This window comes from Pseudomonas nabeulensis (assembly GCF_004682045.1).
Lineage (GTDB): Bacteria > Pseudomonadota > Gammaproteobacteria > Pseudomonadales > Pseudomonadaceae > Aquipseudomonas > Aquipseudomonas nabeulensis.
Window position 1 is genome coordinate 20,155 of the sequence record NZ_QUZT01000055.1, and the last position, 14,538, is coordinate 34,692.

At 61.4% G+C, this 14,538-nt stretch carries 9 protein-coding genes; 3 read left to right on the forward strand and 6 right to left on the reverse strand.

Annotated features, from left to right (window positions below; translation table 11 throughout):
* Positions 1 to 110: 110 nt before the first annotated feature.
* Entirely contained in the window at positions 111 to 404 is a 294-nt protein-coding gene (locus DYL61_RS23650; protein WP_135310332.1) for a hypothetical protein, read from the forward strand.
* Positions 405 to 463: 59 nt separating this feature from the next.
* On the opposite strand, the gene DYL61_RS23655 is transcribed toward DYL61_RS23650, so the two are convergent.
* Positions 464 to 5,353, reverse strand: a complete 4,890-nt coding sequence (locus tag DYL61_RS23655; RefSeq protein ID WP_135310333.1) for an alpha-2-macroglobulin — start codon at positions 5,351 to 5,353, stop codon at positions 464 to 466.
* A gap of 317 nt (positions 5,354 to 5,670) precedes the next feature.
* On the opposite strand from DYL61_RS23655, the gene DYL61_RS23660 reads away from it, so the two are divergent.
* Positions 5,671 to 7,008, forward strand: coding sequence for an MATE family efflux transporter (locus DYL61_RS23660; protein WP_135310334.1), 1,338 nt, complete (start codon positions 5,671 to 5,673; stop codon positions 7,006 to 7,008).
* On the opposite strand, the gene DYL61_RS23665 is transcribed toward DYL61_RS23660, so the two are convergent.
* The 5 genes from DYL61_RS23665 to DYL61_RS23685 form a co-directional block, all read right to left on the reverse strand.
* Positions 6,953 to 7,846 (reverse strand): alpha/beta hydrolase, encoded by an 894-nt coding sequence (locus tag DYL61_RS23665; protein ID WP_135310335.1) that lies wholly within the window; start codon positions 7,844 to 7,846, stop codon positions 6,953 to 6,955. The genes DYL61_RS23660 and DYL61_RS23665 overlap by 56 nt on opposite strands.
* Positions 7,847 to 8,002: 156 nt before the next feature.
* The gene (speA, locus tag DYL61_RS23670; RefSeq protein WP_135310336.1) at positions 8,003 to 9,916 is read right to left on the reverse strand and encodes an arginine decarboxylase; all 1,914 of its coding nucleotides are present in this window, start codon (positions 9,914 to 9,916) and stop codon (positions 8,003 to 8,005) included.
* 143 nt (positions 9,917 to 10,059) lie between these two features.
* On the reverse strand, positions 10,060 to 10,431 hold the full coding sequence (locus DYL61_RS23675) for a translation initiation factor Sui1 (RefSeq protein ID WP_032893757.1): 372 nt from the start codon (positions 10,429 to 10,431) through the stop codon (positions 10,060 to 10,062).
* Between the two features lie 182 nt (positions 10,432 to 10,613).
* Complete coding sequence (locus DYL61_RS23680; protein WP_135310337.1) at positions 10,614 to 11,150, reverse strand: NUDIX hydrolase; 537 nt, start codon at positions 11,148 to 11,150, stop codon at positions 10,614 to 10,616.
* Between the two features lie 2 nt (positions 11,151 to 11,152).
* A complete protein-coding gene (locus DYL61_RS23685; protein WP_135310338.1) occupies positions 11,153 to 12,220 on the reverse strand; it encodes a DUF2333 family protein in 1,068 nt (355 codons plus the stop codon).
* Positions 12,221 to 12,468: 248 nt separating this feature from the next.
* On the opposite strand from DYL61_RS23685, the gene DYL61_RS23690 reads away from it, so the two are divergent.
* Positions 12,469 to 14,139, forward strand: coding sequence for a GGDEF domain-containing response regulator (locus DYL61_RS23690; protein ID WP_135310339.1), 1,671 nt, complete (start codon positions 12,469 to 12,471; stop codon positions 14,137 to 14,139).
* Positions 14,140 to 14,538 lie beyond the last annotated feature (399 nt).

A 14,538-nucleotide genomic window follows, 5' to 3' on the forward strand; every position in this document is an offset into this window, starting at 1 on the left:
ATGATTAATCGCAAACTCAAACGGGCAAACCTCTATGCTTGTAGGGAACTAGCCTGTTGCAATAACAACCAAAGCCACACATACGCCCACCTTCTCATCAGGACACACTTATGCAGGTTGAAAGCTTTTTCGAATGGTTGGGCCAGGCGCTTGGCTCGGTCATCCGCTTTATCGTCGATGGGCTCAGCGGGTTGTTCGGTGCCCTGACCAACGCCGGGGGCAACTTTATCGAAGGTCTGTCGCGCACATTGGGCATGGACACCTCGATCATCAGCATCGTCACCCTGATCATCGGCCTGCTGTTCCTCTATTCGGCGGTACGCGCGTTTATGCGGGCGTCGATCATCATGGGGATTATCTGGTTGATGCTGGGGCTGTGGCTGCTGAGTTGGGTGGTGCACTGATCCCTTGTGGGAGGAGGCTTGCTCCCTCCCACATCTGGCTCCCATTTCAAACTTAACTATCAGCGGCCTTTGATGGTCAAGTCCGCCGGGGTCTCCCCCACCGCCTGCCAATTCGGTCGATACATCGACTCCACCTGCGGCGGCGGCACGCGATAGGTGCCCGGTGTCACCGCCCGCGCCAAGTACAACAAGTGCGTGGTGCCATACCCGTCCAGGTTCAGCGCCGCCACGTAACGGTCATCACGGAACTCCTGGTGTTTAAGCGAAGCGTTCTGCATCGACTCGCGCCACTCCTTCACCTGGCTGCTGGCGTTTTCCAGGCTGGCGGCGCTTTGCGCCAGGTTCTGGTTTTCCAGCTCCAGGCCGGCGGGCAGCAGGTCCACGACCAACGCATCCGGCACACGCTGCTTGGCGCTTACCGCCAAATGCACCAATACCAGGTCACCGCTGTTGAGGTTGCGCAGGTTCAGCGGCTGGCCGTTCATGCCCAGGTATTCGCGGCGAATGCTCAAGTTATCCCCACCCGCCGTCGGCGGCAGCTGTGGATAACCTGAAATCGTCAATTGCTGATACACCGGCGCTTCGCCCTGATTGCTCAAGGTCAAATCACTGGAAAGCAGTTTGCCCTCCAATTCCAGCGTCGATTGCTGATTGTTCAATTCCTGAATCCCACCGCTGCCCGTCAGCGATACCTGCCAGTTCGCGTCCGGTTTGGCGAAGCCCAGGCGCCCGGCGAGGAACAGCGAATTGCGCTCCTGGGTCGACAGGTACGGGCTGGCCGCCAACTGATCCGACAGGGTAAACAAACGCTCCTCACGCTTGCCTTTGGCCAGGTCGTTTTCTTCCAACAGCGCCAGGATCATTGCTTGATCGCGCAGCGGGCTGCCGTAGTCGGCGAGCCATTCATTGGCATTGCGCTGCGCTGCCAAGCCCGCCTGCAAGGCCTGATCGGCGCGCGGCTGGTCGCCCATTTTCTGTAGGGCGATGGCCAGTTGCACCAATGGCAAACCGGAACGGGCATCGCTACGACGCTCGAAAATACTGCGCAACGCACCCAATGGCGCCTGCTGGCTGCGCGCCAACACCATGCCGGCGTAGGCCTGCACGGCGAAGCGGGTGTGGTCGGCGTTGTCGCTGTAGTCGACGTCGATCAGGTTGCGTTCCTGCACATACCGCAGCAGGCGTTCGCTGGCCTTTTTCAGCGCTTCGGGCGGCACCGCAAACCCTTGATCACGGGCACGCAGCAGGAAGTCGGTGACGTACGCCGTCAGCCAATACTCTTCCTCGCCATCGGCGCCCCACAAGCCAAAGCTGCCGTTGTAGCGCTGCATGCCCAGCAGGCGCTCGATGCCGATCTCGATCTTGCGTTTGCGCTCGGTATCCGACTCGCCCTTGATCGACAGCCGCTTGAGCAACGCATCGTCGGCATACAGCGACGGGTACAGGCCGCTGGCGGTCTGCTCCAGGCAGCCATAGGGGTAGGCCTTGAGTGCACTGATCTGCGCGCCAAGGTTCAGTGGCGGCCGGCTCGACAGGCTCAGCAGCGCCTCACGCCCAGACGTGTCGAACGGCTCCAGCGCGCCCGGCGGCAAGCTCCATGGTTGATCCTTGAGCACCGCGCGATACTGCTTGAGCAACGCCGGATACGCCGGGCGTACGCCCAGGGTCCATTCGCGGCTGAACGGCGGCAGGTTTTCACCCGGCAGGTCCAGGCCATTGACCGTGACCTTGACTTTGCCCTGGCCCAAACCGCCCCAGGCTTTCACCGGGATACGCAACGTGGTGCGCTGGCCTTGTTTCAACTCAACGCTTTGCGCGCCGCTGTTGACCAACTCAAGCTGGCCTTCGGCGCTCAGTTGCACGTCGAGTTTCTGCACCTTGCCCGACAGGTTCGACAGGTCCAGCGCCAGGGTGGTCTGGTCGCCACCGGCCAAAAAACGCGGCGCCGACAGTTCGGCAATCAGCGGTGCGGCGATCACCGTCTTGGCTTCGGCCATGCCGTAGCGGTCATCGCTCCAGGCCTGGGCCATCAAGCGCAGCTCGCCATTGAAGTCGGGGATATTGACGCTGACTTCGCCCTCGCCCTGCTCATTCAAGGTCACCGGCGCACTTTGCAGGGCGACGATGGTCACGCTGGTGTCCGGACGCTTGCCGCCCTTGGCCAACGCTGCGTCACCACCAAACGCCAGGCTGGCGAGTCGGCCCTGGCCGGCTTCGATCAGCTGGCCATAGATGTCGAACTGGTCCACACCGTACGCCTTGCGACCGAACAAGCTGGAGTACGGATCCGGCGTTGGGTATTCGGTGATATTGAGGATGCCCACGTCCACCGCCGCCACCAGCACATGCACCTGTTTGGGCACGCTGCCATCGGCATTCCTGGCGGCGACTTTGACCGTCAGTGGTTGTTTGGGGCGCATTTTCTCCGGTGCGGTGAGGGTCAGGCCGAGTTTGCGCTGGGTGCGATCCAGCGGCAGATGCAGCAGGCCCACCGCGCGCTTGGGGGTGATATTGGCCTTGCGCTCGCCGGGGCGAATCACCAGGGCGCTCACATACAAGTCATGCCGTGACCATTTCGGATCGAGTTTCACCGCAAAGCTTTTGCCTTCGGCCGGCACGTCGATTTCCTGCCACCACAGCGGGCCTTCGGCGGACTCCACCAGCAGGTAGCCTTTACCGGCAGCGGGCGGAGTAACGGTGACGTTGGCGGTATCGCCGTCGCCATACGCCGGTTTGTCCAGCGCCAGCTTCACCTGATCAGGCCGCACCGCGCCGCCTTCGGTATTGTCCTGGGCCTGGTAACCGGCCCAGAACCGCAGGCTGCTGACCAAGCCGGTCTGCGGGTCTTCAACCTCGACCCGATACGGGCCCCACTCCACCTGGAAGCTGACCTTGGCGGTGTCGCCCGCCTTGATGTTCAGGGTCTGCTCATCGAGGTTGAGGAATTTTTCGTTGAAGTGATAACTCCAGCCATCGTTCTCGGAGTAGTTCCAGTAGTAGTCACGGCGCTCGCGTATCAGGCGCACCTTGAGGTTTTGCGCGGCGAGTTTCTGGCCGTCCTGATTGGCCAGCAGTACTTCGAATTCCGCCGGGCCGTCGCCATTGGTTTCCTTGCCGTCAAACAAACCGCGCAGGCCCGGCAGTTGCTCGGCGGGCCAGATCGGTTGCACCAGGCGACGGGTGATCGGCCGACCGCCCGACTCTTGCAGGCTGGCCTGAACGATCAGTTGCAGCGGCGACTTGGCCTCGGCCCATTTGCTTTCCAGGGTCAGCGCTTCCTGGCCCTTGGCGTCGAGCACGCTTTCGTCCAGCTCGAAATCCTGGCTGAGTTCTTCTTCGGTGACGGAGCCGAATTGATAACCCGGCAGGGATTTGACCGCGTCGCGCAATGGCCGCACATAGACTTGGCCGCTGACGCGGTTCCCCGATGCAGGCGCACCGTAGAGGTAACGACCGGTGACTTGAATCACCGGGTTATCCGCCGGGCTCAATGCCGCGTCGCTGCCCTTGAGTTCCAGCGCCAGGCGCTCGGGCAGGAAGTCTTCGACGAGAAACTCATACAATTGCGGCTTGCCGTCGCCCAGATCGAACACCAATTGCCAACGGCCAGTCGGCGCTTCGCCGGCCAGTTGCAGTTGATATTGATAGAGGCCGGAAGCATCGGCATCCCACACGAATTTGCGGCTCACCTGTTCATCCGGGCGACGCACCTCGACACTCACCGGCTGCGGCTTGACCGCGTTGCCGTCCTTATCCCGCAGCAAGGCGTTGAGCAAGACGGTTTCGCCCGGGCGATACAGGTCACGCGGACCAAACACAAAGAACTGCAACGGGTGCGACGGCTGGCCGCCGATATCGAATTCCGCCAGGTCCAGCGCGGCGCTGTCGAGGCGCAACAGGCTGGTCTGTTCACCTTGCTTGGCCAGCAACACCTGGGCCTTTTTCGGCAACGGCAACTCGGCGTGACCGCCCTTCTCGGTCTTGCCCTGGCCCACCACACGGCCTTCGGCGTCGAGCACTTCAAGGTCGACGCCATCCAGGGCCTTGCCGCCTTCCAGCGCCTGGGTAAACACATCCAGGCGATTGGCATAGCGGTGCACTGACAGGCCGATATCACTCAAGGTAAACAGCGTGGCCGGTTGCGAATAGTTGTAGGTGCCCGAAGCCCGCATCACCGCCAGGTACACGCCGGGCTGCTGCAATGGCTTGAGGCCGGCGATGGGCAGCAACAGGGTTTCGCGGGTATTGCGCGCCGGGTTCAGGTCGAAACGGCCACCGTAGACCAGATCCGCCAGAGGCAGCAGTTCGCGGGATTCATAACTTTGCAGGCTGGTGTTGCGGCCCCACTGCGCAAGGAAAGTCGGCAGGGATTCGGGCTTGATGCGGAAGAATTCGACGTCGATCTTGTCGACGTTCAGCGCGATCACCGGCAGGCCTTCGGCCAGGCGCGTCGGCAGCAGGGTGCCACGGCTGGCGAAGCCGACAGTGGCTTGCAGGTCGCGGGTTTCCAGGCGGGCGCTGTACTCGGCGGCAAGCTTGTTATCGTTGACCGCCTTCACGCCGGCATCGACCGTGAGCACCAATTTGCGCTGCGGCTCCAGGTGGCGCAGGCGCAACTCCATCAGGTTGTCGGAGAGTTCCCAGGCACCATCGACCTTGCCGGACTTGCTGTCCACCAAGTGAAGTTTGTCGGCGAATTTCTGGTCGGGGTCCAGGGGAATGGAAAAACTCACGGAGAGCGTGCTGGCCCCGTCGAGCTGCACTTCGGACACATCCACCACACTTACTTCACGCCCGGCGTAGCGCTGTTTCAACGCGGCCACATCCACCGCTGCCTTGGCGGGTGTGGCTGCCACCGTTGCCGCCGCAGGGGCAACGGGTTTATCGGAAGAATCGCAAGCGCTCAGCAGGGCCAGCGCGCAGGCCAGGAACAGTCCTTTGTTAAGCATGGGTGCACTCATGGTGAGAGGGTCCGAGGGGTGAACTATATATCAGCCTGCGGGGGGCTGATGGGGTGCCGGTCACATTGACCGACGGAGGGTGGGTTGGTTCTGGATAGGGCTGCAAGCCAAGCAAAATCCCACAACCAATGAAGATCAACCTGTGAAAACACAGGCAAATGTGGGAGGGGGCTTGCCCCCGATGGCAGTGTGTCAGGAAACTTATCTGTTACTGACACACCGCTATCGGGGGCAAGCCCCCTCCCACAATGGTCCTGTAGTGTTGTTGAGGGACGGGTACAATATCGGCCCTCCAAGGAGCCTCCATGACTGCCCTGCTTACCGACTGGCGCCATCGCCCCACCCATCGCCGCGTCTGGGCCCTGGCCGCGCCGATGATCCTGTCGAATATCTCGGTGCCACTGGTTGCCCTGGTCGACAGCATGGTCATCGGCCACCTGCCCCACGCCCATCAGTTGGGCGCCGTGGCGGTCGGTGCCAGCCTGTATACCTTTCTCGCCTGGGCCATGGGCTTTCTGCGCATGGGCACCACGGGGTTCGCCGCGCAAGCCGCCGGACGCAATGACGGGGCGGCGCTGCGGCAAATCCTGCTGCAAGGGTTGCTGCTGGCGTTGGGGCTGGCCATGTTGCTGGGCACGGTCGGCATTCCGTTCAGCCATCTGGCCTTGGAGTGGATGCAGCCCTCCGCCGAACTCAATCAACTGACTCAGGATTTTTTCCACACACGCCTATTCGGCCTGCCTGCCGCCCTGGCCAGTTATGCGCTTGTCGGCTGGTTCCTCGGCACGCAAAACGCCCGTGCACCGTTGGCCATCTTGCTGACCACCAACCTGGTGAATATCGCGCTGAACCTGTGGTTTGTGCTGGGTCTGGATTGGGGTGTGGTCGGTTCGGCGAGAGCGTCCGTTGTCGCCGAATGGACCGGCGCCCTGCTAGGCCTGGCGCTCACGCAAAAGGGCCTGCGCGCCTACCCCGGCCATATCGCCTGGGCCGCGCTGAAACGCTGGCAGAGCTGGCGCCCGCTGTTGGCGGTGAACCGCGACATTTTCATCCGCAGCCTGGCGCTGCAATCGGTGTTTTTCATGATCACGGTACAAGGCGCGCGCTTGGGCGACGCCACCGTGGCCGCCAACGCGCTGTTGCTCAACGGTCTGTTGCTGACGGCCCACGCACTGGACGGCCTGGCCCACGCGGTCGAAGCCCTGTGCGGTCACGCCATCGGCGCCCACGACCGCCAGGCCCTGCGCCGTTCACTGGTGGTGGCCGGCGGTTGGTCGCTGATCGCCAGCATCGGTTTCGCCCTGCTGTTCACCGTCGGCGGGCATCTGTTTATCGCCATGCAAACCGATATCCCCAGCGTGCGCGAAACGGCCGACCTCTACCTGCCGTATCTGGCGGTGCTGCCGTTGATTGCGGTGTGGAGTTACTTGCTGGACGGCCTGTTCATCGGCGCCACCCGCGCACGGGAAATGCGCAATGGCATGCTGCTGACAGTGTTGCTGACACTGCCGGTTGCCTGGGCGTTGCAGGGCTTGGGCAACCACGGGTTGTGGATCACCTTCCTGCTGTTCATGGCCTTGCGCAGCCTTACTCTGTGGGCGATTGCCTGGCGCTTGAATCGGCAGGATCAGTGGCTTGGATAAATGCAGTCACGCGGTCCAATACCGGTGCCAGCCAGCGTAAAGGTTTTGAGATCGCAGCGACCAACGTCTGGTGGTTGGTCTTGCCGAAGTAGAACTCTTCCACAGGCACGCCGACGGCCCGCAATTTATTCGCCAGCCCACCCGTATTGCGTGTGGGGTTGACCAACTTGTCAGCCGTCGAGGCGATCAACAAAGTTGGCGGTGCATCGGCACTCACATGGTTGATCGGCTGGGAATCCGGTGGCGAGTCGGGGAAGAAAAAAACCGGTTTCACCTCCGGGTTTTCAATCGGCAGGAAGTCATACGGGCCGGCCAGGCCGATCCAGCCTTTGAAGATTGAGGGCGACAAACCCACAGCACTCAGCCAGCGCGCGTCCAGCGCCAGCATCGAGGCGTTGTAGGCGCCGGAGCTGTGGCCCATCACATAGAGCTGCTTGGGGTCGGCGCCGTAGTCGGCAATGTGCTGATAGGTCCAGGCCACCGCTTGGGCGCCGTCCTGGAGAAACGCGGGGTAACGCACTTGGGGGTAGAGCCGGTAATCGGCGATCACCACGACGATACCGCGTGATGCCAGGGCTTCACCAACGAAACCGTAGTCATCCTTGGAACCGGAGTTCCAGCTGCCGCCGTAGAAAAACACCACCACGGGGGCGTTGGAGATAGCGGGAGCTGGACGATAGATATCGAGTTTCTGGCGGGGATCATCGCCATAAGCGATGGCTGATGTTTTGGTGAAGGTACTGGAGGGCGTGAGTGCGTTGAGCACATTGATGGGGGAGCAGGCCGCGAGGAAGGCGGTGAGTGCCAGGGTGAAGGCTTGTAAGAACCTGCTCGACATCGTCTACCCCTCACACAAAAAGTACTACCAGATGAAGATCTAAATGTGGGAGGGGGCTTGCCCCCGATGGCGGTGTGTCAGGCAGCTCATGTGCTACTGATGTACCGCTATCGGGGGCAAGCCCCCTCCCACATTTTGAATCGGTGCCAACTGACGTTATGAGGACAGGTACGAAGACCGCGTCAGCCCCAACCGCAATGCATCCAGGAACTGCGTACGCTCACTCGCGCTGATCTTCGCGCTCGCGCACTTGTCGCGGTAGTGCGTCATCAACTCCTCCGGCGACAAGTGCACATAGCGCAGCATGTCTTCAATGGTGTCGTGGGTCTCGATTCCGGCGCTGTACACCGAGCCGTCGTCACGCTGGTAGATGTTCACCGAGTCGGTGTCACCGAACAGGTTGTGCATGTCGCCGAGGATTTCCTGGTAAGCGCCCACCAGGAAGATACCCAGCAAGTAGTCTTCACCTTCGTTCAAGGCGTGCACCGGCAGGCTGGTCTCGATGGACTGCTCGTCGACGTACTGCTTGATCTTGCCGTCGGAGTCGCAGGTCAGGTCTTGCAGTACTGCACGACGCAGCGGCTCTTCGTCGAGGCGGTGCAGCGGCAAAATCGGCAATACCTGGCCGATGGCCCAGGTGTCCGGCAGGCTCTGGAACACCGAGAAGTTGCAGATGTACTTGTCGGCCAGCTTGTCGTTGAGTTCGTCCAGCACCTGGCGGTGCGAGCGCTGGCGGGCTTTCAGCGAGTTGTGCAGGCGACGGCATACGGCGAAGTAGCATTGCTCGGCCAGGGCTTTTTCCGCCAGGGTCAGCTTGCCGTCGGCGTACTGGGCGGCCACGTCGCTCATGTAGTGGGTGGCGCGCCAGTAGGTTTCGGTGACCATCTCGATATCGGTCGGGCCGAGCAGGTCCACCAGCCATTGCACGGTTTCCGGCAGGGCTTCCTTGTTCTCGATCAACGGCACGTCGTCGTTGTGTTTCTCGACGTCAGTGACCTGCACCACCAGCATGGCGTGGTGCGCTGTCAGCGAACGGCCGCTTTCGGAGAAGATGTGCGGGTGCGGCAGGCTCTGCGCATCGCAGAATTCCTTGAGCATGCCCACCACCACGCCGGCGTAGTCGTCCATGTCGTAGTTGATCGAGCTGGCGTTACGCGAGTGCGTACCGTCGTAGTCCACACCCAGGCCACCGCCCACGTCGATGTGGTCCACCGGCAGGCCGAGGTTGCGCAGCTCGCCGTAGTAACGAATGGCTTCCTTGAAGCCGTGCTGGTAGTCGGCCAGGTTGGCGATCTGCGAGCCCATGTGGAAGTGCAGCAGGCGGATGCCCTGGTCCAGGCCCGCCGCGCGGAAACGCTCGACCACCGACAGCAGTTGCGCCGCCGACAAACCGAACTTGGACTTCTCACCGCCGGTGTCCGCCCACTTGCTCGACGCCAACGACGACAAACGCACGCGCAGGCCCACCTGTGGCTTGACCTTGAGGCTGGCGGCCTCTTCGATCACCAACTCCACTTCGGATTCTTTCTCGATCACGATAAACACGTTGTGGCCGAGCTTCTGGCCCATCAGCGCCAGGCGGATGAACTCACGGTCTTTGTAACCATTGCACACGATGGTGCCGCCCTTGGGCGCCAGGGCCAGCACGGCCAGCAGCTCAGGCTTGGAACCGGCTTCGAGGCCGATAGAGACGTTCTGGGTGGCGATGATGTTCTCGATCACCGCTTCCTGCTGGTTCACCTTGATCGGGTACAGCGCGGTGTATTGGCTCTGGTATTCCAGGCGCTCGATGTTCGCATCGAACGCGCCGGTCAGCTGGCGTACACGGTCTTGCAGGATATCGGGGAAGCGCACCAGCAATGGCAGCGACAGGCCACTTTTACGCAACTCGTCGACTTGCTCGTACAGGTCAACCGGCGTGCTGTTCGGGCCGTTCGGACGGACTTCAACGCGACCGGCTTCATTGATCGCGAAATACCCGGCCCCCCAATGGCGAATCCCGTAAACACTGCGGCTGTCCGCAACTGTCCATTGGCTGCCATCGTCTTTGCGTGTGCGTAGTACGGACATCGAAGTCCCCTATAAATGAAGTCGAAGGCACCGCCCCTATCAGAGGCTGGCGCAGTCTAAAGAATGAAAATGACGATTTGCCTGCGTGCAAGGTAGGACCCCACGCGCAGGACAGAGTTTAGACACAGGTCGGGAAGAGGCTTTCAGCCGCCGGACTTCTTGGCCTTGTACCCGAGTTTGATCAGCTCGGCCAACAGCAACTCGACGTGATCGCCCTGGATCTCGATGACGCCGTCTTTCAACGCGCCACCGGTGCCACAGCGCTTTTTCAGCGAGGTGGCGAGTTCCTTCAGGGCATCCTCGGCCAAGGGCACGCCGGTGATGGTGGTCACCGTCTTGCCGCCACGGCCTTTGCTTTCGCGTCGTACGCGGGCAATACCGTCGCCTTCGGGGATCAGGGTCTGTTTGCAGGTACACGAATCCACGGGCTGGCGACAGTCCGGGCAGTGACGACCTGCGTCGGTGGAAAATACCAGGCCACCAAGGGCGGCGAAGGATGCGGCTTTTTTGGCCACCGGCAATCCTCTTGGGAGGATGAAGACTGATCGGCACCTGCACAGAGGCGAGCCGACCGCGAAGCCCCACTCAGGCAGGGGCAGCGCTACCGAAGCGCCAAGGCGCCTCGGGTGAAAAGTCGCGCAGTGTAACGGCAAAAAGCCGACTTGCTAAGAGCCAAATAGCGCCAATTTCTGCAACTTTAGCGACGTGAGGCCAGATAGCGGCGCAAGCCCTCCTGGGCGTCCGGGCAGTAAGGCTTTTGCTCGGCTTCTTGCAAGACAATTCCGACAGGCAAAAAGCGCGCCTCCATGACTTCTTCAGGCTGCAAACGCAGGGGGCCGTCCCAGACAGCGGAGTAGGATTTGCACCACAGGCGGCTGTCGCCATCTTCGAAGTAGAAGTGGTCATGTTCGGTCAATTCCACCCCACTGACACCGAGCTCTTCCTCAAGCTCGCGGGCCGCCGATAACGCATAGGGCTCACCCGCTGCCACCATCCCGCCTGCCGCTGTGTCCCAGAAGCCGGGATACATGGCTTTGCTCAGGGTGCGCCGATGCACACACAGTTCGCCTTGGGAATTGAACAGGAAGATGAAGGTGCAACGACCAATCAAGCCGCGCTGGCGCAGGTCAGACCTGACCAGGGCGCCGAGCAGGTTGTCCTGTTCGTCGACCCAGCAGATCAGTTCAGCATCAGAGGCCGCACGGTGTGCGGCCTCTTTTTGAGTAGCGTCCATCATCAACCCTGGTTGAGGAGCTGACGCAAGTCGATCACTGCAGCGTTGGCCCGGGAGATATAGTTGGCCATCACCAGCGAATGGTTCGCCAGTACGCCGAAGCCACTGCCGTTAAGAATCATAGGACTCCACACCGGTTCCTGCGAGGCCTCCAGCTCACGAATGATCTGGCGCACGCTGACCGTGGCGTTTTTCTTGGCCAGCACGTCGGCAAAGTCGACTTCGATAGCGCGCAGCAGGTGGGACAAGGCCCACGCCTGGCCACGGGCTTCGTAGAACACGTTATCGATCTGCATCCATGGGGTTTCCACCACTTCTTCGTCGACCTGCGGCACTTCACCCGGCGCCAGGGCTTCGGTTTTCAGCGCGGTGTTCAGCTTCACCCGGCCCACGCTGGCCGACAAGCGTTGCGACAGCGAGCCCAAACGGGTGGCGACGTCGCCCAACCAGTTGTTCAGGTTGTCGGCGCGGGCATAGAACAGCGCGCCCTTCTGGTTCGGGTCGGACAAGCGCGCTTCATAGCGGCTCAGGGAGTTGATGCCTTCCTGGTATTCCGACTCGCTGGACGGCAGCACCCAGCTCTTGTTGTCGAAGTTGAAGCGCGGTTCCGCCTTGGCCAAGTCGGCATCTTCGGCCGACTGCGACTGCGAGCGGGCGAAGTCTTTGCGCAGGGCGCGGGTCAGGTCGCGTACCTGCACCAGCACGCCGTATTCCCAGCTCGGCATGTTGTCCATCCACAGGCCCGGCGGGAAGCGGTCGTTGGAAATGTAGCCACCTGGCTTGTTGAGCAAGGTGCCCACGACAGTCTTGAGGGTTTCGACGGTGGTGAAGCCCACCACCATTTGCTTGCCGTCTTTCTCGGCAGCAATCTGCGCATTTTGCTGGACCGGGAACAACGCCGGTTCTTCGCTCCAGTACCAACCCAGGGCACCGGTGACCAACAGGTACAGACCCAACACGCTGAGCAAGGCTTTGCTCAGCAGCAGGTTGCGAAAGTAGCCGCGGTTGGCCGACTTGGGCTCTGGGGCGGGCCCTTTGGCACTGCCTTCACGGTTTTTCCAGTCCAGCATGGCGATATCCTTTCAATCACTTGAGTTCATGCACATCAATAGTCCGGGTGCGTTCAAACACTCCGACCACAACCCTACCCCATCGTGCCGGTCGATGCGGGGCTTTTTATACGGCGCGACCCACCAGTCAGCTACTGAATACCAAGACACGCAGTTTATTGACGTACGACACTCATCCTATCGAAAAGAGGTGCTAGCATAGAGCCATCAGTTCGACCTCAGCATGCACCCTAACTAGTAGTCAGGATATGACCGAGCCAGAAGACCCCAGCCGTGAGCGCCTCAAGCACCATTTTGCCCAGCGGGTAATTCATCAGGCACGTCAAATTCTTGAGATCTGGCAGCGCCTGCAACGCAGCGAATGGTCCGGTGCCGACCTCGCCGAACTCAGCGAAGCCAACCTGCGCCTGCTGCGGTTTGCCGAGCGCTTCGAACAGCCCGAACACAGTCAATTGGCGCGGCATATCGGCGAGTCACTGCAAGCGGTGGACGAAAATCGCGGACGCCTGAGCAGTCACCTGATCACCGAACTCAATCGCTTGATGCAACGCCTGTCGCGCACCGGCCTGCGCCAGGGCGACCAGTTGGAACAAACCTTCCTGCCGCCGATGCGCAAGCCGATCTATGTGATGCTCGCCGATCACGAGCGTGCCGAGCGCCTGGCCAAGCAACTGGAATTCTTCGGCATGAGCGCCCAGTCCCTGGACAGCGTGGCGGCATTTCACGCGTCCATGGCCGAGCGCCTGCCTTCGGCCATTGTGATGGACGTGGATTTCTGCGGCGCCGGCCTGGGCCTCAAGCTCGCCGCGCAAGCCCAGGAAGGCCTGGAACAAAAGCTGCCGCTGCTGTTTTTCAGCCTGCATGAAACCGACACCCCCACCCGCCTGGCCGCCGTGCGTGCTGGCGGACAGGAGTTTCTGACCGGAACCCTGGAAGCCTCCAGCCTGCTGGAAAAAATCGAAGTGCTGACGTGCGTCGCCCAGTACGAACCTTATAAAGTGCTGATCATCGACGACTCACGAGCCCAGGCCCTGCACACCGAGCGCCTGCTCAACAGCGCCGGCATCGTCACCCGCACCCTGATCGAACCGATCCAGGCCATGGCCGAGCTGGCGGATTTCCAGCCCGACCTGATCATCCTCGACATGTACATGCCCGCCTGCACCGGCACCGAACTGGCCAAGGTAATTCGCCATAACGACCGTTACGTAAGCGTGCCGATCATCTACCTGTCGGCCGAAGACGACCTGGACAAACAACTGGACGCCATGAGCGAAGGCGGCGACGACTTTCTCACCAAGCCGATCAAGCCGCGCCACCTGATCACCACCGTACGCAACCGCGCCGCCCGTGCGCGCCACCTCAAGGCGCGGATGGTGCGCGACAGCCTGACCGGCTTGTACAACCACACGCACATCCTGCAACTGCTCGAAGACTGCAGCTTCCGCGCCCGCCGCGAGAACAAGCCATTGAGTTTTGCCATGCTGGATATCGACCACTTCAAGCGGGTCAATGACAGCCACGGCCACCCCATGGGCGACCGGGTGATCAAAAGCCTGGCGCTGTTCCTCAAGCAGCGTTTGCGCAAGACCGACTTTATCGGACGCTACGGCGGCGAAGAATTCGCCATCGTGATGCCCGACACCGACCTGGAAGCGGCCTGCCAGGTACTCGACGAAATTCGTCGACGCTTTGCCGAAATCCACTACCCCGCCCAGCCCCAGGACTTGTGGTGCACCTTCAGCGCAGGCCTGGTGGAACTGTGCGACGGTTCCGACAGCCTGATGATGGCGGCCCAGGCCGACGAAGCGCTGTACCGTGCCAAGGATGCCGGACGCAACCGGGTGCAAGCTGCGCGCGGATCAAAGCAAAGTGCCATCTTTTCATCGGATTCCACTGATTCCGTCATAACCCTGTAACGAAAACGCAATAAGTTCAGGCACTTATCTTTTGCTGTCGGTTGAAACCACGCATGCGCCTGAAGCTGCTGACCAATCTCAACACCCTTCTTCTGGTGGCCGTGTGCCTGGCACTCGGGGCGACACTCTGGTGGTCGCAACGGGCGCTGGAACGCCCGTATTTGCTGATGGAGCGCTACCTGGGCCTGTCACAGAGCTTCCAGAACCAGGCCGCGCGCAATATCGACGACTACCTGGCTAGCGGCGACGCCTTGCGCTTGAGCAGCGCCAGCCAGAGCCTGGAAAGCCTGCTGCAACACCTGGACGAACTACCCGCCGACCTGGCGCACAACCTGCGCCCGAGCCTGGTGGACCTGGAGACGTTCAGCAAGACCGACCTGTTGGCCGCCGGCAAACTGG